Raw genomic sequence first — 24,652 nt, forward strand, 5'->3', positions numbered from 1 at the left:
TTGTTTTATAGAAAGTGATGAGCTTTTTGTGACTTTATTTCTTCACTATTTTAACAGTTTTGATTTGTCCTTCAGCTTTTACTTTAAGGAAATAGAACCCTGCCGCTACATTCGATAAATCAATTTCAGATTGTGTATGGTTTATTCTCTTCGTTAAAATAGTCTTTCCGGAAACCGAGATTAATTCAATCTCATCAATAGCCGAACTGTTCTGTATCGATAAGTTGTGTTGAACAGGGTTTGGATAAAATCTGAAATCCGGTAGCGCAAAATCCGGTGTTGAAAGCGATCCGTTTACTTTTGCCGTAACCGCAAGACGTTCTGTACTTTCGACTCCGTCTATGGTTTGAGAGGCATAATACGTAACTCCGTCAACTAAAACAGTGGTCAATGGCAAAGAAGTTTCAGAAGTTTTACTCGTTTTACCTGTTGAAAGGCCTTTAGTGCTGTACCATTTTATGTTCTGACCTTCGATAACAAGATCTCCTAAAGTTTGGCCAGGTTTAAAATCGACAGTTATTGTATTTTTGCCTTCTATTAAAGGCGCAGGAGGATCTATGGTAACATGGATTAATGCAATACATCCCATAACATCTCTTGCAGCTACCTGATATATCCCGTAGTTGAAAACTGTAAAAGTATTGCTTGACTGAAAAGTATTTAAATCTAATGAATATTGATAAGGAGTAGTGCCACCGGTTGCTGTAACCGTTATATTTTTATTGTAGACAGTTGCTGAAACCGCTATAGGAATTGGTGCTTGCAACATTAAAGTGGTTGTTACGGTACAATTATTAGTATCTCTTACAGTTATGGTGTAAACACCGGCATTTAAATTCACAAAATTATTACTGGTCTGGTAAGGACTTCCATTTATGGAATAAGTATAGGGAGCCTGTCCTCCTATAGCATTTGCCATGATTGCTCCGTTTGAAACGCAGGATACTGAGGAAGTAACTACAGTAGTAAGATGTAATGGATTTGGAGCTACAACTGTTGTTACAAAAGTATATAGGGCATTATTAGCATCACGCACTTTTATGCTATAGCTGCCCGGAGAAACTGTAAAAGTATTGGAATGGTTATAAGTTACACCATTATCCATTGAATATTGATAAGGGAAGATGCCTCCCGATGCCGTTACGGTTATTGTTCCCATTGGATTATTACAATCTGGCTGAATAACAGTAGCTACAGCTGAAAGCGGACTAGGAGCCAGAATAGTTAGTTGTGTTTGTGTTGAAGAACAGCCTTTAGCATCTTTAACAATCACACTATAGGTTCCGGGAGCCAGATTATTAAAGGTATTTGCGCTTTGCGCCGGAACTATGATTGTATTATTGCTGTTCAAAAGGGTGTAAGTATAAGGAGCTGTTCCTCTGATCGCATTTACGATTAGAGCTCCGTCATTACTGGTTGCGGTTGTTGCATTTGTAATAATTAATGTACTTTCAGGAGTAGTACGGGGGGCTATCGTAGCGTTTACTGTTGCGATACAGCCATTGCTGTCTTTGGCCTTTAAGGTATATGTTCCGGGAGCTAAAGTGAAGGTATTCGCTGCTGAAAATGTATTAGATTCATTAAAAGAATAGGTGTAAGGCGGTTGTCCTCCGATTGCTGTAATGGTTGCGATATCAAAATCGTTACAATTTTGAGCCTGATTAATGACTACAGTTGCCACGAAAGAAACTGGTGGTACTATAGTGAATACTGTACTGAAGCTGCATCCGTTTGCATCTCTGACTTCCAGAATATAATTTCCGGGATTTATACCCGTATAGAAAGAACTAGATTGAAAAGGAAGACCGTTTAAGGAATACTGATACGGAACTGTACCGCCAACGCCATTAATGATTACATCACTTACAGGAGAAGAGCAATTTGTAATTGGCGTATGAGTGACTGTCGCTGTTAAAAGAACAGGCTGTTCCAGCGTTATAGCATTTACAAGTGCAGTACAATTTAAAGCATCTTTTACCAGAACAGAGTAAGTCCCTGCAATTAAATTAGTAAAAACAGGATTGGAAGTATAGGTAACTCCATTGTCTATCGAATATTGATAAGATCCGTTACCTCCTGAAGCGACAACGTTTATAGTACCATTACTAATACAATCTATTGTTTTGGTAATAGTTGCTACGGCAGTTAAAGGGTTTGCAGGACTTATAACAGCAGTTATGGCAGCTGTAGCAGCTTGTGAATCTTTAACTTTCATTAGATAACTTCCTGCAATAAGATTATTAAAAACATTTGAGGAAGTATAATTATTTCCGTTGTCTATCGAATATTCATAAGGTGGCGTTCCTCCGGTTGCAGTAACAATAATTGTTCCGTTAGAATTATTACAGTCCATAGGAGTTATTACAGCTGAAGCGGAAAGAACAGGTGACTGAGAAATTTCTAAATAATCTGATTGAAAATAACATCCGTTTGCATCTATAGTTCGAACCGTATAAATTCCTGCAGGAAGATTATTAAAAGTATTAGAGTTCTGAAGATCTGCCACAACTACATGATTCCTTTCTAAAGAGTACCTGTAAGGCGGTGTTCCACCTGTTGCGAATGCAGTAATCGAGTTACCATTAACAGCAAGTGTTGCTTGTATTAAAGTAGGTTCTGATAATGTGACAGATACAGTAGCCTGACAGCCATTTTTATCTAAAACACGTAGGGTGTGAGTTCCCGGACTAACATTCCTAAAAGTATCATCAGTTTGTAATGGATCATTATCAAGAGCATAGGTATAGGGTGCCTGTCCCTGAGTTACATTTACTTTTACTACACCTTCACTGGAACCATTACAACTTATTGCTGAGATAATCTGTGCTGAAGCCAATACTGGTTTTGCGCTTGAAATTGTAATCGAAGCAGTAGTTCGAAAATTATTTGAATCCCGAACGGTTACCAGATAATTCCCGGCATTTAAATTAGAAAAGACATTTGAATTTACAAAATTCTCCGGATTCGACATAGAATATTGATAAGGAGCGGAGCCTCCGGTTGACGTTACCGTTATTGTACTTTTTAAATCCGTACAGGTGATTGGAGTTGAAGTAGCTACTGCAGTAAATGGAGCCGATTCAGAAATAATGATATTAGAGAACAGCACCTGACCGCCTTGTGCGTCTGATACTATTATGTCGTAAGAACCATTGATCAGGTTTGTAAATACATTGGACTGAGTTGTCGTTAATGGAGATCCGGTCGACTTTTGCAGCCTATAACTATAAGGTGTGATACCCCCACTGGTAGTAATCGTAACAGTACCTTTGTCGACTACATAAGACGAAACAAGTGGGGTAGGCTCTACTACTGTTATAGGAATACTTACCGTACATTTATTAGGGTCTTTTATAGAAATAGTGTGATTACCATAAGTTACCATTCCAAAAATTCTCGAATCCTGATAACTACCTCCATCAAGGGCGTATTGATATTTTCCATAACCACCACTTGCATTAACGGTTACAGTTCTGTAATAATAGGTAATTTCGGCAGTTATCGGAGTAGGATCTTCTAATACTACTGTTGTCGAAACAATACAGCCGTTTGAATCTTTTGCAGATAATACATAATTCCCTGCTGTTAAATTTTCAAAAAGGTTATTAGAAGAATAAGGCCCTCCGTTTATTGAAAAAAGAATAGGCGATTTTCCGTTATTGGTCCCCACTAATATGGAACCATTAGAATCTCCGTGACACAATATACTTTTATAAGTTGTGTTTATTACGGGTATTTTTATTGGATCTATAATTGCAGTTGCCGTAACTACAGCGTTTTGTGCATCAAGAACTTTTACATTGTAAGTTCCGGCACTTAAATTAGAAAATACATTAGAACTGCTATACGTATTTCCGTTGTCTATTGAGTATTGATAAGGAGCTGAACCTCCCGAAGCATTTACTGTTATAGTTCCGGTTGACATAGAACATGTAACAGGAGATATGTCTAAGACTGCTGATAAAGGCGTGGTTTTTTTAAGAATAGAAATATTGGTTTGCGATGCACTACAATTAGTGGCATCGTTCACCAGGACACCATAAGTTCCTGATTTCAAACCTTGGAAAACATTTGATGATTGGTAAGGTTTAAGAGGATTACCGGCATTATCGGTTAGGGTATACGTATAAGGTTTAAGGGCTCCATTGGCCGTTACGGTTATAGTACCGTCATTATCATCGTTAGTTGTAGGATCTGTTTTTGCTGTTGTTATGGAAAGAGGTACAAGTTCGGCTATCGTGACATTAGCATAACGCACCACATTTTGGACATCCTTTACTTCAAAAACATAATCTCCTGCAGCAAGGTTCGAAAAAACATTCATAGGTTGATAAGGACCTTTATTGACTGCGTAAACGTACGGAGCATTTCCTCCAGCTGCAAAAACACTAACTCTAGCCTTCTCAATACAGTCAATAGGTTTTAGTATCTGGGTTCCCAAAGTCAGTGGATAATAAACATTCACCGATTCTGATGCTACACAACCCTGAGCATCTTTTACGCTAAAAGTGTAGGATCCGACAGGCATATTTGAAAAAACATAACTCGTTTGATAATTGATTCCGTCCGAAGAATATTGATATGGAGATGTTCCTCCTGAGGCACTAACCACTACCGTTTGATTTTCAGTAAATAGTTTTACTGTCAAAGCAGAAGGTTCGGTTATCTGAAAAGTATAAAGCATCGATTGACAGCCTATGGCATCTTTTACAGCAATGGTATGTGTATCTGCTGACAAGTCCCTAAAAGTACCTATGGGATTACCATTATAAACGGTAAAAGGTCTTCCATCCAGACTATAAGCATAAGGTGTTTTGCCTCCTGACGGAGCTACAGTTAAAATACCGTTATTTTGTCCTTTACAACTTGCGGGTATTGTAAGAGGTGTAAAATTGATCTGATCGTATATTTTTAGATTAAAATAGTTTGTTGTAACCGTTCCTTTATTGTCTATTCTGGCAAAAATAGTCGTAGACGGTGCCGTACTATTGTAGGAGGCTGGCTGTGCAATTGCGTTTGTATTAGCCGCAGCATCCTGAGCGCTAAGATGATAACTAAGCGTAGTTTCTACCGGATTTAAGTTACCAAGTAAAGCAGATTGATTGAGCGTTAAGTTAAACTGGGTATCCCCGTAACAATGCTCAATATCACTGACCTGAGCATAAAAATAATTAGAAAACAGTAAAATAAAAAAAAGTAGAGTTTTTTTCATACGTATCGGTTTGTTAAAATAGGCAAACAAATATATACAAAAAACAGATTAAAAATCCCGGTATTGAGATTTGGAATTTAAAATTTGTAATCGATTATTTTAAATACAAATAATGGTTGTAATAATCGATAATTGCTTTGCCTTCAAGCAGAATATCTGCACCAATAATACCATGAACAGGTTTTGCTTTGTAAGACTCCAAAGCTTCATTTACATGAGAGAGATCAAAAATAACCAGACTAAAATCGTGGTTTTTCCAACTTCCGAGCTGTAGGCGATTGTGCTTTGAAATTTGGGTTAACATACCCGTTCCTCCGGCACCCGAAGCTTTGGTTTTAGACTTTTTTGCAGTCAGTTCAAAACGTTCAATACTTTCAAATCCTACACAGGAATTAGAGGCACCGGTATCTAAAATAAAATTTCCCGAAACATCGTTGATTTTTGCCTTAATCAATAAATGCTGCGTTTTGGTAACCTTGAATTTTATTTTTCTGTATTTCTCTTTTTTGAGAACCTCGTGAAGATTTTCCATTTTCGATTATGATTGAAAACCAAAAATAAACCAATTACCCCCAATAAACTAATGATATAAAAGATATAATTTGTCGATTGTTTCTCTGTTTGGATAGCACCATAGTATACAAAAGAACTCCAGTAATACGGAGATTTTTTAGCATTCGAAATGGACTTGTCCTGTAAAAAAGCACGTTTAGCATTCGTATTGGCCTCCGCATAGGATTGTCCTTTTTTGATGTTTTCATAAAAATCGGTCATAAAAACAGAGGTCGTATAATCGTTGACTTTCCATAACGAAAACAATAAATTCTGAGCTCCTGCAAATTGAAATCCTCTGGCCACACTCATGGCACCTTCGCCTTTGTACAATTTACCGATTCCGGTTTCGCAGGCGCTCAAAATTACTAAATCAGGATTGACATTCAGATTGTATAATTCAGAATATAAAATTTCCTGATCGTAAAATTTAATGCTGGCAGGAGTTTCAATATCACCCGAAGAAGCGTGAGTGCTCAAGTGTAAAATCGAATAATGGTTCGTATCATTCTTAAAATTAGAAAATGTTGCTTCTGAATTTTCCAGATATTTCCCCTTAAAATTACTTCTGATAGCCTCTAGTTCCTTTTTAGAATAACGCAATTCAAAAGAAGTATTTTCAAAAACCGGAAAAACACCCAAAATAGTATTTTCTGAATTTGAAACCGGGTTAGGGTTCAGATACAGGTTTGCTGAAGTAGCATAAGCAATCCTGAAATCATTCAGTAAATAATGCATCTTGGCAAAATTGGTGGTTTTTGAGTCCTTTGTAATCAAAGCCTCAAAAGGCAAGAAGTTTAAAATGCCATCGGGAACAATGATGAGGTTTTGGTAAATAGTATTTCGTGGCATTTGCAATAAATCGTATATTTTTTTGCCATAGTAGCTGTATCCCCAAATATCGTTTGTAATAGCGGCTGAGGTATTAAAATAGTTTATAAATGTTATAATACTCAGCATGGCTGTAGGTGCCGTATCGAGACGATGGAGACTGATTCGGTTGTTCTGTAAGGTGAAATAATACAAATTTTCAGCTCCCATAAAGTAGTACACCATCACCGCTTTGTCTTTTTCCAATTTCGAAAACAAGGTCTTTAGGTCACTGATTTTAGGAAGTAAATCCGGGTTTTTAGATCGAATTTGCTTTAGAGAGAGCATAACTTCGTTCTGTTTTTTGATTGCTTGGTTGATGTTCGCAATATTAGCCAGACTGCCCTTTTGCTGTTCTTTTACAATAACATTGTTTAAATTTTGAAGCTGCACTAAAAGTGATTTCTCTTCTGTAGTTGCCTTTTTGATATTCGATTGATAACTTTTTAAAACCCCTGATTTTGTTTTTTCGGCCAATTGAAAAGCGCTCTCCAGATATTCTGTTTTGTTTTCCTTTTGAAACAAACGATCATAAATCAAAAGACATTTTTCGGTACGATTTCGGGAACGAATCTGGCTGATTATCCTGGAGTTTTCGTAAAGAGTAATGTTCATCAATACTTCTTCGATATGAAGCGAAAGTTCGTAAGATTCCAATGCTTTTTTAAGCTGATTTTGACTCAGGAAAAGCTGAGCCTGTAAATCGAGTGCATCAATTAAAACCGTTTCGGCATACAATTGATTTTGATTTGGAAGAACATTCTGAGGCGGATAATTTGCGATTAAAAGTTTAAAAACGGCTTTAAGCTGTTCGGTGCTTTCAGCATATTTTCCTTCATCAAAAAGTAATGAGGCTTTTTCATAGTACAGCTTTGCTATTTTTCGGGCTTGTATATGAGGTGTTTCCAGCAGAAGCTTTTCCGCTTTCGTTAAATAAGAACTGGATGCTTCAAATTGATGTTTTTGCCGATTTAGCATCGCCAGATTCCGGTAAGAATTAGATAAAGTCTCAGATTGGTTTTTCTCGCTTTTCAGATAATTTACAGACGACTTAAAAGTGTTTTCAATTTTTTGATACGTCTCAGGATGCATTAAATTTCCAGTGGAACTCAGCAGGTAATTGTTGCCTAGATTATTTAGTGCGATTCCTTTCTGAGCATTAGACAGTTTCTCCGTTTTCAGGATTTGTTCCAATAAATCAATGGCCAGATTGAATTTACCTGAGCTCTGATAGACATTGGATAAATTCAGGATTGCAGCAAATTTTTGCTTTTGGGCATCCGGATAATTTGGAGCAGTGTTAACAATAAAGAAATACTGCTTTATGGTATTTTCCGCACTGTCATAGTCGCCTAAAACGGTATATAAATTGCCTAAGGGTTTCAGGCAGTATTCGATAATATCGTAATCTGAAAGTTTGTTTTTCTGATAAATTTGCCAGGCTTTTTCATAACTCGCAATGGCCTTTTCGGCTTTCCCAAATTGATTTTCATAATACGCTTTATTGCAGTTTAAAACTACAATCGCCAGTAATTCGTCTTTGGTTTTTGACTTCGGATTTTTCCAGAAAACAGATTCTGTATTAGTGAGATCTTGTAGCGCTTTGGGGGAAGGGTGAGCAATAAAAGAGTCAATTGCGGTATATATTTGATCTTCCTGATTCTGTCCAAAAACATTCAGATTGAAAAAAAGGAAGATTGAAACATATAAGCGATATAAGTTCATATAATAGATGTAATACTACGAGTGTCCGTCTGAGCGAAGTCGAAGACCTTTATTGTCAGGAAGCCTTCGACTTTGCTCAGGGTGACATTCAGTGACGAACAAAAAACATTTAAAACCTCCAAATCCCATAAAACTGAAAATAGTTGAAATTCTGCTCAAAATTAATCACATAACGCGCGCCAAAACTCGGTCCGATTCTGGCAAATCCGGCTGTTAAATCGAACAAAACTCCGGTTTTTAAATTTCCAAAACCGTTCTTTATCGAATTGGACTGCGTTCGGGCACTGATTAAAAACTGATCTGTTCCACCTTCAAAGTTTTCAATTTTTTGGATTTGATTTTGTTCTGATGAGATATCAAAATTGGCCTGAATTCCGGCTCCGACTCCTATATAATTGTTCAGGTTATAGCGAATCAGGACGGGGATTTCCCAGTTTATATTTTTGTTTTCGGTTGTTGTGGTGGTACGTTGCAATTGCTTCACGCCATTGGCACCTGCCACAGTCTGATCGATCACTGTTAGGCCGCTTTCGTATTTGTTCAGGGCATTAATCCATTCTGCCTGCCAGTAAAAACGATACGATTTAAAAGGCGAAATAGTGGCACCCACAAAATAACTCGTTGATTTTTCCAGATCAGGATACAAGTTATAACCGGCTTTTGCTCCAATTGAAATTCCGGGAAGGAATCGGGTTGTGGCGTAGTTGGTGATGATGGGTTCGTTTTTATCAAAAATAATAGCAGTTCGGCTTCGGGTTTTTACCTTATGAAAGTCCTCACCAAACTTCATCGAATACTTTACAAAACCTTTTGTACTGTCTTTTTCGTGCACGTTTTTTTGTTCGCTTCCTGGTAAGTAAATGTTTTTGAAGGTAAAAAAGATTTGATTCTTTTTGATAATGGTATCCAGACAGCTTGTCGTTGGAACTTCATCTTTTGGACAGATGGGACATTTGGGGTATAGGTCTTCGATCTGGAAGGTTTTTTTATCGAACATATCCGGAATATCAGTTTCAAGTCTAATCATTCGGGCTGGGCCTTCACCGTTGTTTTGAAAACGTGTTTTAAAATTTACTCTTTTAAAACGAACCAGTCTGTAATTCATAAAACGCCCATTGGATCCCATTTTGTTAGGATCGTGAGACGTTACGATTTCCATTTCCAGATTCTTGATTTTATGGTTTTTATAACTTCGGTTCGGAACAAAAATACCGCGCATGGTAACCGTTGCGCTAGTATCTTTGATCATTTCAGGAGTCGTTTTAAAAGTATAAAAAACATTTCGGGTTTCATTAGGATTGGCATCGTCAAACTCTAAAACCGAAACATTATGATAGGTTTTATGGGCGTCGAGTAAGGAAGCATCCAGATCTTCTTCGCTGGTTGTATTCCTGTATTTTTTGGCTTTAAAAGAGTTTTCGGCCGAAGCAACATAGTTTTTAGAATCGTCCAGATCGTCTACAGAAGCAACGGTTTTTTCCTTTACTTCACGCTCGCTGGCGTAGGTTCTGTAATCAACCAGTTCGAAATTATTATTCTTAAATTGCTTCTCGTTATAAAATAAATACAGTTTTCCGCTGGAAACATAATTCTCCATATTCTGATAACTCACTACGACTACCATTTCCTGTTCCGGAATCGGGTCACAGTTTTTTAAAATCGCAAATCCGTTTTGATCGGCTATAGAAGCAATGTCTTTATAATTGGTATCCGTAAGGTCATTTACGGCTACTTTTTTTGGGCGTGTTGCCGGAGGTTTTCCATTGTCGTAATTGTTGGTTACGGCAAGTCTGGTAGTGTAGGTTCCTTTGTTTTTGTAGACATGTTTTGGTTCGGCTTCCTTGCTGTAATGTCCGTCACCGAGTTCCCACAAATAAGAATAACTGGGTTTTGGAGCACCGGCAATGGGAATTAAAGGAGGCGTTTCGGGTTTATAAGTAACCGCATTTCCGTTCTGAATGAAAACAATATTGGCCCTTCGGGTTATGGTGTCTTTTACCTTCGTTTGTCCCATTGCAAGAATAGAAAATAGCATCAATAAAATAGACGATAGTGGTTTCATAACTAGAGGTTTTTAGCCCTGATGGGAGCGGCATCCTTTTGTCACGGGGTTCGGGACAAAAGATACAGCGGACAGCAGGATTAGCTTCTGAAAAGTATCAGAATTGATTTGAAAACTGGATTAAATGTAAAAAAAAGTGATGAGCAAATCATCACTTTTTCTTAAAAAGTATTTTGTAACTTACTGAATAGCATTGATTGCGGCTACTAATTGTGCTTCAGTTCCCACTGTTGTTTCCCCCAGTGTAAAGGTGTACACATCATTTGCAGCAACAGTTACCGCTTTAATTGCATATCGCCATTGGCCATTGTCTTCGGTTACAAAAATCACATGACATTTTAAGCCAATTGGAATTTGTCCGTAGTGCTCGCTAAACAATCCGGCAGGAGTATAAGTATCTAATTTTGCAAGCGCATTAGTGCCTTCACCATCATAAGACAAATAAACTGCGCTATTATTATTATCGTAACCGTCAGGAGCATCAACCAAAAGAGTAGTTTTCGGTCTTGGGTCACTGTAAAAACGGTCAACGTTTGTCCATCCAAAATTACCAAAAGTCACAAAGTAATTGGTTCCTTCGCCCTGAACGCCGCCTTTACCACCGGTTCCGTCAGCATTTGGTTTAGGCTGTTCCCATGCCAGTTCCCCTTTCTCATCAATCTTACCGACCCATAAAGTCATGGCATTGTCGACACCATCTGTTAAAGCCGCAGGTACAATTAAATTCATAGAACAGGAACTTTTAAGTTCAACGCCGCCCTGAGTAGCTCTGATAAAAAATTCTCCACCGGAAATCAATAAGTTTTTCTTTCCGTCAGGCATAACCCCCATAGTAGGTTTGTTGGTAACCAACATAGTTCCTTTGTCAAAAAGTTCGATGTACTCAATTGCAACTGCCCCCGTTACCGCAACTCCATTTTTGGTAAGACAATCCCCGTTGATACTTAATTTTACTCCTTTAGCCGAAGTTAAAGTTACCACACCGGTTCCGGCAGTGATGGTAAAGTTCTGTGTGTTTTTCTTCACCCCTTGTTCACTTATGCTTTTGAAAGCAGAAGCCGAGGGTGGCAAAATAAGAGCATCATCGCTGTCGCTATTGTCGCAGCTTACAAAACTCATTGCCAGTAAAAATAAAAGTCCGATTTTTTTAAAATGTGTGTTCATGATTTCTAGTTTTTTATAAATCTGTCCTGATGATCAGGTGGTTTTCAGATTTCGGTTGTTAATTATATTGCTATATCAATTTGGGTTTGATATTGTTACCCCTGTTTTTGTTTTTTCTGAGTTTATTCTGAAAGACACCTGTCTTCAAATAAATTGCCGTCTTCATCTACAGCAACAAGAATGCTTGTCTTTCGTGAAAGCGTTATTGAAAAATAGATCCATACTGTAATCCAGAGTCCGAATGTGATACAGGTCAGAAAGAGGTGCAACGGATGATTGATTGCTTTTGGTTTTTTGGATAAAACCACATACGGGAGCTTTTCATTATGCTCCACAACCACAAATCCATTTCGTGTTTTGGCAGAAATCATCTGATGAAATTGATCCAAACTCTTTTGGTTTACAAATTGATAGGTTTCCATTTTTCTGATTTTTTGATGGTTTTTAGATTCTTCTCTAAGACTATTTTAGGAGTTCTTTGTTATTACATCAACTTGATTTGTTAATTGTTACCTTATGACATGAAATTTATTTCCAATTGTTTTTTAAATTAGCTACAAAATGATTCTTTATGGTTAAGAATAAAATTCATCCCGATCAAATGTATATTGATGGTATTGCTGCAAATAACTCCGCAGTCATTCAAAGCATTTACAAAAAATTCGTTCCCAAGGTGGTCATGTTTGTCATGAACAATTCGGGAGATAAAGAACATGCTCAGGATGTGGTTCAGGAAGTCATGATTTTACTTTTTAATCAGGCCAAAGCGAAAACACTACAACTGACTTGTCCTTTTGACGCTTACTTTTTTTTATTGTGCAAAAGGAAATGGCTTAACGAACTTAAAAAAACATCCAATAAAGGGGTAACAATTAATGAGGATGCAGTATCTATGAATGAATCTGCACTGGAATTAATTGGTCAAACCGAAGAATTTGATGAAAGACAGCAGCTCTTTGATGCCATGTTTCAAAAATTAGGAGACAAATGTCAGGAGTTGTTAAAACTAAGTTTCACCACCAAAACGATGGAAGAAGTTGCAGCGAAACTCAACGTGACTTATGGGTATGTTCGTAAGAAAAAATCGTTGTGCGTAGGGCAATTGACACAATGGATTCAGGAAGCCGGGAATTTTAAATCGTTAAAAAATAATTAGTCATGAACGAAGAACGTTACATATTATTCGATCAATATCTTCAGGGAGAAATGACTGTTGAGGAAAAAAATAGTTTTGAGAAACAATTGTCTGAGGATCATGAACTGGCTTCAGCCTTTGAAACTTTCAAAGAAGTGCAGTTACAGCTCAAAAGTAAATTTGAACACGAAAGAGAGAGAGAAGCCTTTACGGCAAATCTGACGGAGATTTCAGAGAAACATTTTAATGCCAACAAGCCTAAAGTGGTCCAAATGCGACCTTGGTATTTCGCAGCAGCGGCATCGATTGTTATTTTATTCGGACTGTTCTTTTTTGATTACAATCAGAATCCTGATTTTGAAGATTTTAATCATCCCGAAACCGCTTCTTTTGTCGAACGTGGGGATGCGGATGAAACTTTAAAGCAAGCAGAAAAAGCATTCAACGAAAAGAATTATGAACTGGCAATTCCGTTTTTTGAGGAAATTTTAAAAGAGAATAAAACACCTGAAATACAATATTTTTACGGGGTTTCTTTACTGGAAGAAAGTGATTATAAAGAAGCAGAAGCAGTTTTTAATGAACTAAAATCAGGTACTTCAGCTTACAAAGAAAAAGCCAAATGGAGTCTGGCATTGTCCAAATTAAAACAGAAAGATTACAATGCCTGCAGAGAAATTCTGCAGACCATTTCTCAGGATTATGAAAACTATGACGATGTTCAGGAGTTGCTGGACGAGTTAGATTGATTGTTTATTTAAAAGGGTAAAATTATTATACTTTCAAACCCGACAGGTTTTTAAAACCTGTCGGGTTTGTTTATATAAAAAGGGTTTTTATGTAAAGCCGTAAACGAATCCGGATTTTTAGTCTTACATTCGGCTATTTTTTTTCAGAAAAATTTACCAAAAAACTATTTCAACCTAACCGGATTATTTACATGAACAAAATTACTTTAGTTTTTCTTATTGTATGCACTCAAACGATCTTTGGCTATGCCAAAATCACAGAAACCGAAAAGCTTGCTGCGACCTGCAAAGTTTGGGGATTCTTAAAATATTATCATCCTGCAGTGGCCAGTGGGAAAATAAACTGGGATGAAAAACTTTTTGAAGTTTTGCCTAAAATTGAAAAAGCACAGACCAAAGAAGAATTTTCTGCCACAATCGAAAAATGGATTGAAAGTCTGGGAGAAGTATCTGCGAATACACCGGCGGCTCCTGATTCAAAAACAGACTATTTTTATAAAAATTTAAATTTAGAATGGACGCAAAAAGGCAAACTGTTCACCAAAAGCCTTTCTCAAAAATTGAAATTTATTACAGAGAATAGATTTCAGGGTGTAAATCATTTTGTAAATCAAGAGGGTAAAAATGTTCGTTTGCAGTTTGTTAATGAACCAGTCTATACTGACTTTAAATGGACAGATAAAAATTTACGTCTTTTGGCACTATTTCGTTTTTGGAATTACACAGAATACTTTTTTCCATATAAATATGTAATGGATCAGAATTGGGATGAAGCGCTTACGGAAATTCTTCCTCATATTGAAGCTCCGGCTTCCGAAAAAGAATTTTTACTGGCAATGCGTGAAATATCGATAAAACTTAATGACACCCATGCCGGGACTATTAGTCCGGATATGGTTAAATATTTGGGTGGAGAGAAATATACTGCTTTTACTCCTAAATTTATAGATGATAAAGCTGTAATTGTCGCTGTAGCAAATGATTCTTTAGCCAAAATAGACGACTTAAGAATTGGCGATATTATAACGAAAGTTGATGGGAGGACAGTGGAACAACAATTAGCAGAGCTTTCAAAGTATACTCAGGGATCTAATAAAGCCGCAGCAACTCAAGTGGGAGGTTTTATTATGTTTACAGGAAATACAGATGATTTAGAAATTGAATTCATTAGAGATAATACAGCATCAGTAAAGAAAATACATCGCTACCCAAACGAAAAAATTAAAAGATCGCCTCCCAAAAAAACTGCAAAATGGGAAATTCTGGCAGATAATATTGGCTATGTAAGAATGAGTAAAGTGTCAAAAGAGGAAGTTGCAACGATGATGGAGGAATTAAAGAGGACACAAGCGATTATTTTTGAAGCCAGAAGCAGACCAGCCTATACCGATTTTTTAGTCAGCGAATATCTAAATCCGGAACGAAGACCCATTTTGACATTGCTTCAACAGGACTTAAGTTATCCTGGTCGTTATTATTTTAGGAATGATATGGAAGAATGTGGTAAAAGTAATCCGGATTATTATAAAGGTAAAGTAATTGTTTTGGTAGGTTCAGGAACTCATAGTTTTGGAGAGCAAACCGTAATGAGCCTGCAGACAGCACCAAATGTTACAATAGTAGGTACTCAGACATCGGGCTCCGATGGACCAAATTATGAATTTAATATTATCAACGGATTTGATTCTTCTTTTACTTCAATGGGGGTTTTTTATCCAAATAAAAAAGAAACACAGCGTATTGGGATTGTTCCGGATATTAAAGTGATCCCAACTATTTTGGGCGCTCAAAAAGGTAAAGACGAAGTTCTGGATCGCGCTTTACTGTTTGTTAAAACAGGGAAATAACTAACTATTTTATAATTATTCAAACCCGACAGGTTTTTAAAAACCTGTCGGGTTTACTTTTAGAAAAAATCCGTTTTTATCTGCGTTTTTACGAAGTGAATCCGTAAAAGTCCGCGTGCTATTTTTCCTCATTTCATTCAAATTGGGAAAGTTTTTAATATTATCGTAATTTTGGGCCATTAAAAATTATAACAATTGAATTTGAAGCCCATAATTACCGATACACATACACATTTATATTCTGAAGAATTTGATCAGGACCGCGACGAGATGATGCAAAGAGCGATAAATGCCGGAGTAACCCGTTTTTTTATTCCTGCAATTGATGCCGCTGCCACACAGTCGATGTACGATCTGGAGCAAAATTATCCGGATTATGTATACTTGATGATGGGGTTGCATCCTACCTATGTGAAAGACAATTACGAAGAAGAGTTAAAGCATGTAGAAACGGAGCTGGCCAAACGAAAGTTTTACGCTGTGGGGGAAATTGGAATCGATTTGTATTGGGATAAAACGCATTTAAAAGAGCAGCAAATTGCTTTTAAAAGACAAATTCAACTGGCAAAACAATACAAATTGCCTATTGTAATTCATTGTCGTGAGGCTTTTGACGAAATCTTTGAAGTACTGGAAGAGGAAAAATCAGCGGATTTATTTGGAATTTTCCATTGCTTTTCAGGAACATACGAGCAGGCACTTCAGGCGCTGTCTTACAATATGAAGCTGGGAATTGGTGGAGTAGTAACTTTCAAGAACGGAAAAATCGATCAGTTTCTAAATCAGATCGATTTGAAACATATCGTTCTGGAAACCGATTCTCCTTATTTAGCACCAATTCCGTATCGCGGAAAGCGAAATGAAAGCAGTTATCTGGTAAATGTTATTACCAAATTAACGGATATATACGACGTCTCAGAGGAAGAAATTGCAGAACGAACCACTCAGAATTCTAAAGACGTTTTTGGGATTTAACCCGTACCTTACAATAGTTTAATTTTTTTTTTGTTCTTTTGCCCACTTAATACCAATATAAATAATGCAGAGATTTGATGCCATTCGACCGTTTTATGATTCTGAAATAAATGAAGCACTTCATGATGTGGTCAATCATCCGATGATGAAAACCATGATGAACTTTACTTTTCCGGAAGTAGCAGATGAGGTTTGGAAAGAGCAGCTAAAAAAGACACATTCTATTCGTGATTTTCAATGCAATTTTATTTATAACACCATACAAAAAGTTTTAGAGAAAAGTTCTGAAGGTCTTACTACTTCAGGATTTGAAAAACTGGAAAAAAACACCTCTTATTTATTTATCTCTAATCACAGAGATATATTATTAGATACCACTTTATTGAACGTTTGTCTTTTTGAGCACGGATTAGTGATGACGGCATCTGCCATTGGAGACAATCTGGTAAAAAAAGCATTCCTGAGTACTTTGGCAAAATTAAATCGAAACTTTTTGGTTCTAAGAGGTTTATCGCCAAGAGAAATGCTGCAGAGTTCTAAATTATTATCAGAATATATAGGGCAATTATTGCTTCGTGAGAATCGTTCGGTTTGGATTGCACAGAGAGAAGGCCGTACCAAAGACGGAAACGATGAAACCAATCCGGGAGTTTTAAAAATGATCGGAATGGGATCTGATGAGCCTAATCTAATGGATTATTTTAAGAAATTAAAAATTGTTCCCGTGTCCATTTCATACGAATACGATCCAACAGATGTTCTGAAGATGCCACAGTTAATGGCAGAAGCCAATAATGAGGTTTATGTTAAAGACAAAAACGAAGATTTCATGAATATCCTGAGTGGTATCATGGGAACTAAAAAAAGAATACATATTTCGGTTGGAGATGTTTTAGATACAGAAATCGATCAGATTGTAGCTGAAAATGACAATGTCAACAAACAAGTACAGGCCTTGGCCCAGATTATTGACGATTCGGTTTTGAAAAATTATCAATTATGGCCAACTAATTTTATTGCTTACGATATTTTAAACGAGACCAATAAGTTTGCGCACTTGTACAAAGAAAGCGAAAAATCGTTGTTCGAGCGTCGTTTAGAAATGCGTATCGGAAGTGATAACCCAGTAACAAGACAAGGATTTTTGGCCATGTACGCTAATCCGGTTGTTAATAAATTAAAATATCAGGATGTCATCTAAACCAAAAATACTACTAATCTATACCGGTGGAACTATCGGTATGAGTAAAGATTTTGAGACAGGCGCGCTCAAAGCGTTCAACTTTGGTAAATTATTACAAAAGATACCTGAAATCAAGCAATTAGACTGCGATATTGAAACGGTTTCGTTTGAAGAGCCGATTGATTCCTCAAATATGAATCCTCAAGAGTGGACGAAAATTGCCGCTATTATTGAAGAAAATTATATTGCTTACGACGGGTTTGTGGTACTTCATGGTTCAGATACCATGTCATATTCTGCTTCGGCATTGAGTTTTATGTTGGAGAATTTGGCAAAACCGGTAGTATTTACAGGTTCCCAGCTTCCGATAGGAGACTTGCGTACCGATGCTAAAGAAAACCTGATTACAGCTATTCAGATTGCTTCACTTCAGGAAAACGGAAAACCGGTAATCACTGAGGTTTGTTTGTATTTTGAATATAAACTGTACCGCGGTAACCGAACTTCAAAAGTAAATGCAGAACATTTCAGAGCATTTACAGCACCAAACTATCCGGAATTAGTAGAGTCAGGAGTTCATTTAAAGTTGAACACGCATTTATTTCTTCCTGTAAAGACAGACGCAAAACTAATCGTTCATAAAGAAATGGACAATCATGTTGCAATCATCAAAATGTTCCCTGGAATGAGTGAAGTGGTTTTAGCTTCAATTCTGGCGATTAAAGATCTAAAGGGAATCGTTTTGGAAACCTACGGTTCGGGTAATGCACCAACAGAAGACTGGTTTTTGGATTTGATTGAGAAAGCAATTCAGTCCGGATTACACATTGTTAACGTGACCCAATGTTCAGGTGGAAGCGTCAATATGGGGCAATACGAAACCAGTACTGCTTTAAAATCGCTTGGAGTTATCTCCGGAAAGGACATTACTACGGAAGCAGCCATTACAAAATTAATGTACCTGCTGGGGCAAAATATTCCTCAAACTGAATTTAAGGCAATTTTCGAAACAGCTTTACGCGGGGAGATTTCGCTATAAAATAAAATTCCAAATTCCAATCGTTTGCTGATTATATCTTCATTTTGGAATTTGGAATTTCTAAATTTGGAGTTTATCAATTTTTGTAACGAACCTCACAAGTTCCAAACTCTTCTTCAGAACTCTGTTTTTTGTAATACACATAAACTATTACAGAAAGAATGCAAATAATACCCTGAATTGCCACAGTTTCTCGGGTTCCGATAATGTGCGAAACATATCCGATAATCAAACTTCCCACAGGAATCATTCCCTGATATGCCATCAGATAGTAACTAATGCTTCTCGAACGCAGGTGCACAGGGCTTTGTGTCTGAACGTAAATGTTTATAGACGAGGTTTGTGCCATCATTCCCAGACCGCTCAGAGCCATGCAAATAAGTGCCACAGTCAGACTATTGGAATAGGCCAGTACGATAATGCTAAAACCTAATAATAAGCTCGCAGCGATCATTATTTTGCCCATATTGTCTGCTTTTTTAAGATTAGCCAGATAAATAGCAGACAGTATCGAACCAATTCCTGCAGCACTTTCAAACCAACTGAAAGTCTGTGCATTTCCGCTAAAAATATCCTTGGCAAAAACAGGCATTAAAGTATTAAACGAAATCACAAACAGGCTGCTGCACATTAACATCAGAAGCATTTTGGCCATTTCACTTTCTTTTTTAATATAATCCAGACCTTCAAGAAAGTCATCAACCATTTTCATTTTTTCAGTGGCTTTAATATGCGGTGTGATTTTCATCATCAATAAAGAAATCAGAACCGGAATGTAGCTTAAGAAGTTTCCAATAAAACAAATGTCCTCACCATAATTGTGCAGAATAATTCCGGCTAAGGCAGGTCCGGCAATTCGGGCGAAATTATTCAGCGTAGAGTTTAAGGCCACTGCATTGGGTAAGTCTTCTTTATTGTCAACAATATCAATCATCATCGTTTGTCGGCAAGTCATGTCAAAAGAATTGATGATTCCCTGAATTAAACTTAAGGCCAGAATAAAGTTGATGTTGTATATTTTCAGATAAATTAACAGTGCCAAAGCTCCGGCCTGAAGCATCGCCAAAGATTGCAATAGAATCATAGTGCGGTGTCTGTCGTAACGGCCAATAATACTTCCGGCCAAGGGAGCCAGAAACAAGGACGGGATCATGCTTAAAAATGTCGCTAATCCCAGTAAGAAAACCGAACCCGTAACGCTGTAAATCATCCAGCTTACAGCTGTTTTTTGAAGCCAGGTTCCAATTACAGAAACAGATTGTCCGTAAAAGAACAACTTGAAATTTTTTGATTTTAACGCTTTAAACATGATGCCTGATATTTTTTTACAAAGTTCGGAATTATGATTTCATTAGAAAAATTAATAATTTTACTTATAATAAGTATTTAAACTTATCAATATGGAAATTTATCAATTGGAATATTTTATAAAAACCGCTGAGGTACTTCATTTTACCAAAGCGGCCGAGTTGTGTTTTGTAACACAATCGGGCTTATCACAGCAAATAAAAAAACTCGAAGAAGAACTCGAGATGCCTTTATTTAAACGGATCGGAAAAAAAGTACAGCTTACCGAAGCCGGTGCTGTTTTCCTGATTCACGCCAAAAAAGTTATCGAAAATGTAGAAAACGGAAAACAGGCTATTGAAGATTTAAACGAAATGATTGGCGGTGAACTGCGAATTGGCGTAACCTATATCTTCGGACTTTTAATTTTGCCGGTTATCAATACGTTCGCCAAACAGTATCCTAACCTGAAAATTGTCGTCGAATACGGCACGACAGAAGCTTTAGAACAAAAATTATTGACGAACGAATTGGATTTGGTTTTGGTGATTTCGTCACATGAAATCAATATTCCCGTTGAGAAAGTTCCTTTGTTTACTTCGCAAATGGTATTGGTGGTTTCAAAAACACATTCTTTGGCAGCTTTAGATAAAATCGCTTTCAAGAAAATAGAGGAAATTCCGCTTGTTTTGCCCGGAAAAGGTTCAAACTCCAGAGAATTTGTGGAAGATTTATTTGCCAAAAACAAAATGAGACCCAAGATTTCCATCGAACTGAACTCCATTCACGCCCTGCTGCAAATGGTGCAGGACAGTGACTGGGCCACCATAGTGGCAGAGAAAGCCCTAAAAGGCTGGGACGAGCTGAAAGCGATTCAGATTACGGGAGTTCCCACAAAAAGAGAATCGTTTATGCTGACTCTTGGAGGCTATCAAAAAAAGGCCGTAAAACTGTTTATGGAAGAATTTAGAAAAAGTATGTAAACTAATATCCGATTTTGTTTTTCTAAGTCATTTTTTTTTATGTTATTTGCAGACCAATTTAGAAAGGTGTCCGAGTGGTTGAAGGAGCTAGCCTGGAAAGCTAGTATATGGGTAACTGTATCGAGGGTTCGAATCCCTTCCTTTCTGCAAAATTAAGAAAGCCGCAATTTCATATAAAAATGAAGTTGCGGCTTTCTCCTTAGAAAGGATATATCGGAGTGTTTTTTAGATTATTTTATTAAAGAAATTATTATATATTTGGCCTTTTTTGTTCCCTAAAAAACTAGAATGGATTTACCTCCTTACTCACCAGGATTGCATAAACTGGTTACTTTATATGTCGATGAAACTCAGAAACTAACCAATAGTCAGGGCTTTGTTGATGCGACCCATATGATTTTAGAAAAGTATGTTCTGGAGAAGGTAGGTGTAATTGTGCATAATTTTGATAACAATAGTTTCACCATTTCATTCTGCTTAAAAGAATCTCATATCTGTATACACACTTGGCCAGAATACCATCAGTTAACGTTGGATGTTTATTTGTGTAATTATCTGCAGGATAATTCAAAGAAAGTTAGAGATGTTATGGCTGATTATATTAGCTATTTTGAAGGAAAAATTATTAAAGATTTTGAAATCAACCGATAGGATATGAAAATTGCTTGTTACGATTGTAATACAGAAACTGAATTAAGAGTTGGTTTTGAGGTTGTGAATTTTGTATGTCCCAATTGTCAGAGTTTGTATACTCGTGATAGTGAAGGGATGTTTCGCAGGAGATCTAAGTATAAAACCACACTCAATGATTTCCCATTGGCGATTGGTGATGTTGGATTTTTAAAAGGAAGTGAGTATAAAGTCACTGGGATCCTGGTAAAAAAAGTTCATCCTGATTACAGATGGACAGAATTTATATTGGAGAACCACGAAAACGAGTGTATTTACCTTTCGGTTTCTAACGGACATTGGATTTTACTAACAGAAATGGAAGAGGTTTTTGAGGTAAAAAAGCACCCTTTAATTCTGGAGCACAATAACAAAGACTATAATATTTTTGAATATTCAGATGCTGCAATTATAAACGCTCAGGGGTTTTTCGATTTCGAATTGCCTCAGAATAAGAATATTCATTTAGTGGAGTATATAAGACCACCTTACATGATTTCTGTGGAAAGAATGAATGGAGTTGAAACGGCTTTTTATGGAGAATACATTAAAAAGGAAGAAATAAAAAAGGCTTTTAAGAATGTTGTACTGGCTTATAAGTTTGGTGTAAACATGGTTCAGCCATCCCGGTTTAACCTTAATAATACAGCAATTATTTTTTGTTGTATTGCTGCATTGCTGATAGCAACCAATTGGTTTATCTATAAGGATCAATTTAAACAAAAGGTGTTTTCCAAATCCATAAAATTTGCTGAATTTGATAATAAAGAAATTACAAGTGATGCTTTTATTCTAAATGGCGGTTCGGCACCGCTGAGTATTACAGTTGCTACAGATGTTGATAATTCTTGGGCAAATCTTAATGTCGCTTTAGTAAATGAAATGACCAATGATGAAATTTATGCCAATAAAGACATAGAATTTTATCACGGTTATTCTGATGGAGAATCATGGACAGAAGGTGACAATATGGAGAAGTTCAATATTTGTGGTGTTAAAGCAGGAAGATATCATCTCTTGATAACCCCAATGAAAGCACCGGAAGATGTCAATAATAGTGAAATGCGTGTAAATGTAGTTTGGAACGAACCATCAAACAGAAATGTCTGGATGGTAGTTATTGCTATGATTGTCATTTACTTAATAATATGGTTTTTTACGTATAATTTTGAAAAAGAGAGATGGGCTGATAGTTCTTATTCTCGTTACGATGAATAAATAGTCATGAAAAAAATTTCGGATTTTATCTATAATAATGCCGCTTCATTAGCAATAGGATTTTTTTGCTTTGGAGTTTATCTTTATTTTGCAATTGCGGGAAACCGAATTTGCGATTGCGAAACCACAGAAAATTACAAGTCAACGGGAAGCCGGACTTCTTATAACCGTTTTTATCACAAATAATATTTTACTATGGATTTAATACATGTTCAACCAGTAGTTAATTCAGTTATTTTTTCTTTTTTAGGAATAATCATTTTATTGGCAGCTTATCTAATTATCGAAAAACTTACGCCGGAAAACACCTGGAAAGAGGTAGGGGAGAAAAATAATGTTGCCGTTGCGATTGTTTTGGCCGCATTCATCATCGGGATTTCGATGATCATTAGTGCAGCGATTCATGGGTAAAAAGTTTCTTAGGTTTGAATTTCTTTTGCTGTTTGCCGTATTTATTATTGCGACCTGCGGGCTTATCTATGAGCTAGTTGCAGGAACGTTAGCAAGTTATTTATTAGGCGATTCCGTAAAACAATTTTCATTTATTATTGGAGTTTACCTGTTTTCGATGGGTATTGGCTCCTTTTTTTCAAAGTTTTTTCACAAAAACTTGCTCAATACATTTGTCGAAATCGAGATTTTGGTGGGTTTGATTGGCGGCCTGAGTTCGGTAGTTTTATTTCTATTGTTCGAAAGTGTTGAATCCTTTCAATTCATATTGTACCTGTTCGTTTTTGTAACGGGTTTTTTGGTTGGGTTAGAGATTCCGCTTTTAATGAATATTTTAAAAGACAAAGTCGAATTTAAGGACTTGGTTTCTAATGTATTTACATTTGATTATATTGGGGCCCTGCTGGCTTCGATACTTTTTCCTTTGGTTTTAGTTCCAAAATTAGGGATAATGGGAACTTCTCTTTTCTTTGGAATGATCAATGTCAGCATAGCCATTGTGTTGTGCTTTTTGCTTACCAAAGAACTAAAAAAGCCTTATTTCTTAAAAGTAAAAGCTATTTTTTCATTTATCGTTTTACTTACGGTTTTTATTTTTTCGGATGTAATTTTATCTTATTCAGAAGGAAAACTATATGGTGAGAATATAATTTATACCAACACAACTCCGTATCAGCGTATTGTTTTAACGCACAATAAAAGTGATTACAGGTTATATTTAAACAACAATCTTCAGTTTAGTTCTGTAGATGAATACCGGTATCATGAAGCCTTAGTTCATCCGGCAATGTCAATGGCAAAAGCGGTAAAAAATGTTCTGGTTTTAGGAGGAGGTGATGGATTGGCAGTTCGGGAAATCCTGAAATACAAAGAGGTTCAAAAAGTAACTTTAGTCGATCTGGACGAAGGGATGACCAGACTTTTTAAAACTAATAAAGTATTGACGAAGTTCAATCAAAATTCACTAAACAATCCGAAAGTTACAGTTATAAATACGGATGCTTATATCTGGGCAAAAAGTTGTCAGGAGAAGTTTGACGTTGCAATTATAGATTTCCCCGATCCATCAAATTATAGCTTAGGAAAGTTATATTCTTTGAATTTTTATCAAACGATAAAAGGAATTTTAAAACCTAATGCGGCAGTTGTCATTCAGACGACCTCACCCTATTTTGCGCCTAAGTCATTCTGGTGTATCAATAAAACAGTAATGCAGGTTTTTCCTCAGGTTGATGCTTATCATGCCTATGTTCCTTCGTTTGGAGAATGGGGATATACAATTGCAATCAATGGTTTTGGATCCGGTTTTAACGAAGTGAATAGAAAAAGTCCCGGATTGAAATTCTACAATTACCAGTTTGACAGATTTAATTATTTTACCAACGATATGATTTCAAATGAAATAGAAATTAATCGTTTGGATAACCAGATTTTAGTACGCTATTTTGATGAAGAATGGGGAAAATTGCAATAAAGGAAGGCGAAATTTCGTAAAAGGAATCACAGCATCTTTGCTCTTAATTCCTTTTATA

General features: G+C 36.5%; 18 protein-coding genes and 1 tRNA gene. 12 read left to right on the forward strand and 7 right to left on the reverse strand.

The features are described from left to right. Window positions 1-34 precede the first annotated feature (34 nt). From B0A80_RS05985 to B0A80_RS06010, 6 genes are all read right to left on the reverse strand, one after another. A complete protein-coding gene (locus B0A80_RS05985) occupies window positions 35-5,212 on the reverse strand; it encodes a T9SS type A sorting domain-containing protein (protein WP_089076721.1) in 5,178 nt (1,725 codons plus the stop codon). A gap of 94 nt (window positions 5,213-5,306) precedes the next feature. Beyond that, a complete protein-coding gene (locus B0A80_RS05990) occupies window positions 5,307-5,744 on the reverse strand; it encodes a retropepsin-like aspartic protease (RefSeq protein WP_089076722.1) in 438 nt (145 codons plus the stop codon). Next, a complete protein-coding gene (locus B0A80_RS05995) occupies window positions 5,696-8,359 on the reverse strand; it encodes a CHAT domain-containing protein (protein WP_089076723.1) in 2,664 nt (887 codons plus the stop codon). Before B0A80_RS05995 ends, B0A80_RS05990 begins: the two co-directional genes overlap by 49 nt. 109 nt (window positions 8,360-8,468) lie before the next feature. After that, window positions 8,469-10,421 (reverse strand): PKD domain-containing protein, encoded by a 1,953-nt coding sequence (locus B0A80_RS06000; RefSeq protein ID WP_089076724.1) that lies wholly within the window; start codon window positions 10,419-10,421, stop codon window positions 8,469-8,471. A gap of 180 nt (window positions 10,422-10,601) precedes the next feature. After that, window positions 10,602-11,585 (reverse strand): hypothetical protein, encoded by a 984-nt coding sequence (locus B0A80_RS06005; protein ID WP_089076725.1) that lies wholly within the window; start codon window positions 11,583-11,585, stop codon window positions 10,602-10,604. A gap of 122 nt (window positions 11,586-11,707) precedes the next feature. Next, entirely contained in the window at window positions 11,708-12,007 is a 300-nt protein-coding gene (locus B0A80_RS06010) for a hypothetical protein (protein ID WP_070906090.1), read from the reverse strand. Window positions 12,008-12,156: 149 nt separating this feature from the next. Here B0A80_RS06010 and B0A80_RS06015 point away from each other — a divergent pair, with 149 nt between their 5' ends. From B0A80_RS06015 to B0A80_RS06040, 6 genes are all read left to right on the forward strand, one after another. Next, entirely contained in the window at window positions 12,157-12,741 is a 585-nt protein-coding gene (locus B0A80_RS06015; RefSeq protein WP_089076726.1) for an RNA polymerase sigma factor, read from the forward strand. A gap of 2 nt (window positions 12,742-12,743) precedes the next feature. Next, window positions 12,744-13,469, forward strand: a complete 726-nt coding sequence (locus B0A80_RS06020) for a tetratricopeptide repeat protein (RefSeq protein WP_089076727.1) — start codon at window positions 12,744-12,746, stop codon at window positions 13,467-13,469. 191 nt (window positions 13,470-13,660) lie between these two features. Next, the gene (locus tag B0A80_RS06025; RefSeq protein ID WP_089076728.1) at window positions 13,661-15,316 is read left to right on the forward strand and encodes a S41 family peptidase; all 1,656 of its coding nucleotides are present in this window, start codon (window positions 13,661-13,663) and stop codon (window positions 15,314-15,316) included. 195 nt (window positions 15,317-15,511) lie between these two features. Beyond that, window positions 15,512-16,291: a TatD family hydrolase gene (locus B0A80_RS06030; protein ID WP_089076729.1), complete on the forward strand. Its 780-nt coding sequence runs from the start codon at window positions 15,512-15,514 to the stop codon at window positions 16,289-16,291. A gap of 64 nt (window positions 16,292-16,355) precedes the next feature. Beyond that, window positions 16,356-17,492, forward strand: a complete 1,137-nt coding sequence (locus B0A80_RS06035; RefSeq protein ID WP_089076730.1) for a 1-acyl-sn-glycerol-3-phosphate acyltransferase — start codon at window positions 16,356-16,358, stop codon at window positions 17,490-17,492. Continuing rightward, window positions 17,482-18,513, forward strand: a complete 1,032-nt coding sequence (locus B0A80_RS06040) for an asparaginase (protein ID WP_089076731.1) — start codon at window positions 17,482-17,484, stop codon at window positions 18,511-18,513. The genes B0A80_RS06035 and B0A80_RS06040 overlap by 11 nt, the downstream gene beginning before the upstream one ends. A 76-nt stretch (window positions 18,514-18,589) precedes the next feature. Here B0A80_RS06040 and B0A80_RS06045 read toward each other — a convergent pair whose 3' ends face one another. Next, complete coding sequence (locus B0A80_RS06045; RefSeq protein ID WP_089076732.1) at window positions 18,590-19,822, reverse strand: MFS transporter; 1,233 nt, start codon at window positions 19,820-19,822, stop codon at window positions 18,590-18,592. Window positions 19,823-19,913: 91 nt separating this feature from the next. Here B0A80_RS06045 and B0A80_RS06050 point away from each other — a divergent pair, with 91 nt between their 5' ends. The 6 genes from B0A80_RS06050 to B0A80_RS06080 all read left to right on the forward strand — a co-directional run bounded on the left by B0A80_RS06050 (window position 19,914) and on the right by B0A80_RS06080 (window position 24,594). Beyond that, window positions 19,914-20,783 (forward strand): LysR substrate-binding domain-containing protein, encoded by an 870-nt coding sequence (locus B0A80_RS06050; RefSeq protein ID WP_089076733.1) that lies wholly within the window; start codon window positions 19,914-19,916, stop codon window positions 20,781-20,783. Window positions 20,784-20,843: 60 nt separating this feature from the next. Beyond that, a tRNA-Ser gene (locus B0A80_RS06055) sits at window positions 20,844-20,930 on the forward strand. Between the two features lie 141 nt (window positions 20,931-21,071). Beyond that, window positions 21,072-21,434: an S-adenosylmethionine decarboxylase family protein gene (locus B0A80_RS06060; protein ID WP_089076734.1), complete on the forward strand. Its 363-nt coding sequence runs from the start codon at window positions 21,072-21,074 to the stop codon at window positions 21,432-21,434. Between the two features lie 3 nt (window positions 21,435-21,437). Next, complete coding sequence (locus tag B0A80_RS06065) at window positions 21,438-22,670, forward strand: DUF4178 domain-containing protein (RefSeq protein ID WP_089076735.1); 1,233 nt, start codon at window positions 21,438-21,440, stop codon at window positions 22,668-22,670. 195 nt (window positions 22,671-22,865) lie between these two features. After that, window positions 22,866-23,081: a DUF350 domain-containing protein gene (locus tag B0A80_RS06075; RefSeq protein ID WP_070906079.1), complete on the forward strand. Its 216-nt coding sequence runs from the start codon at window positions 22,866-22,868 to the stop codon at window positions 23,079-23,081. After that, the gene (locus B0A80_RS06080; protein ID WP_089076736.1) at window positions 23,074-24,594 is read left to right on the forward strand and encodes a polyamine aminopropyltransferase; all 1,521 of its coding nucleotides are present in this window, start codon (window positions 23,074-23,076) and stop codon (window positions 24,592-24,594) included. The genes B0A80_RS06075 and B0A80_RS06080 overlap by 8 nt, the downstream gene beginning before the upstream one ends. Window positions 24,595-24,652: the final 58 nt, after the last annotated feature.

Origin of the sequence: Flavobacterium tructae, from assembly GCF_002217475.1 — a bacterium.
Lineage (GTDB): Bacteria > Bacteroidota > Bacteroidia > Flavobacteriales > Flavobacteriaceae > Flavobacterium > Flavobacterium tructae.

Bases quoted from the DNA above. Each gene is read 5' to 3' on its own strand.
- B0A80_RS06080 (WP_089076736.1), top strand. From the start codon at position 23,074: ATGGGTAAAAAGTTTCTTAGGTTTGAATTTCTTTTGCTGTTTGCCGTA.
- B0A80_RS06025 (WP_089076728.1), top strand. From the start codon at position 13,661: ATGAACAAAATTACTTTAGTTTTTCTTATTGTATGCACTCAAACGATC.
- B0A80_RS06065 (WP_089076735.1), top strand. From the start codon at position 21,438: ATGAAAATTGCTTGTTACGATTGTAATACAGAAACTGAATTAAGAGTT.
- B0A80_RS06060 (WP_089076734.1), top strand. From the start codon at position 21,072: ATGGATTTACCTCCTTACTCACCAGGATTGCATAAACTGGTTACTTTA.
- B0A80_RS05995 (WP_089076723.1), bottom strand. From the start codon at position 8,359: ATGAACTTATATCGCTTATATGTTTCAATCTTCCTTTTTTTCAATCTG.
- B0A80_RS06040 (WP_089076731.1), top strand. From the start codon at position 17,482: ATGTCATCTAAACCAAAAATACTACTAATCTATACCGGTGGAACTATC.
- B0A80_RS06015 (WP_089076726.1), top strand. From the start codon at position 12,157: ATGGTTAAGAATAAAATTCATCCCGATCAAATGTATATTGATGGTATT.
- B0A80_RS06010 (WP_070906090.1), bottom strand. From the start codon at position 12,007: ATGGAAACCTATCAATTTGTAAACCAAAAGAGTTTGGATCAATTTCAT.
- B0A80_RS06050 (WP_089076733.1), top strand. From the start codon at position 19,914: ATGGAAATTTATCAATTGGAATATTTTATAAAAACCGCTGAGGTACTT.
- B0A80_RS06005 (WP_089076725.1), bottom strand. From the start codon at position 11,585: ATGAACACACATTTTAAAAAAATCGGACTTTTATTTTTACTGGCAATG.
- B0A80_RS06000 (WP_089076724.1), bottom strand. From the start codon at position 10,421: ATGAAACCACTATCGTCTATTTTATTGATGCTATTTTCTATTCTTGCA.
- B0A80_RS05990 (WP_089076722.1), bottom strand. From the start codon at position 5,744: ATGGAAAATCTTCACGAGGTTCTCAAAAAAGAGAAATACAGAAAAATA.
- B0A80_RS06075 (WP_070906079.1), top strand. From the start codon at position 22,866: ATGGATTTAATACATGTTCAACCAGTAGTTAATTCAGTTATTTTTTCT.
- B0A80_RS05985 (WP_089076721.1), bottom strand. From the start codon at position 5,212: ATGAAAAAAACTCTACTTTTTTTTATTTTACTGTTTTCTAATTATTTT.
- B0A80_RS06045 (WP_089076732.1), bottom strand. From the start codon at position 19,822: ATGTTTAAAGCGTTAAAATCAAAAAATTTCAAGTTGTTCTTTTACGGA.
- B0A80_RS06035 (WP_089076730.1), top strand. From the start codon at position 16,356: ATGCAGAGATTTGATGCCATTCGACCGTTTTATGATTCTGAAATAAAT.
- B0A80_RS06020 (WP_089076727.1), top strand. From the start codon at position 12,744: ATGAACGAAGAACGTTACATATTATTCGATCAATATCTTCAGGGAGAA.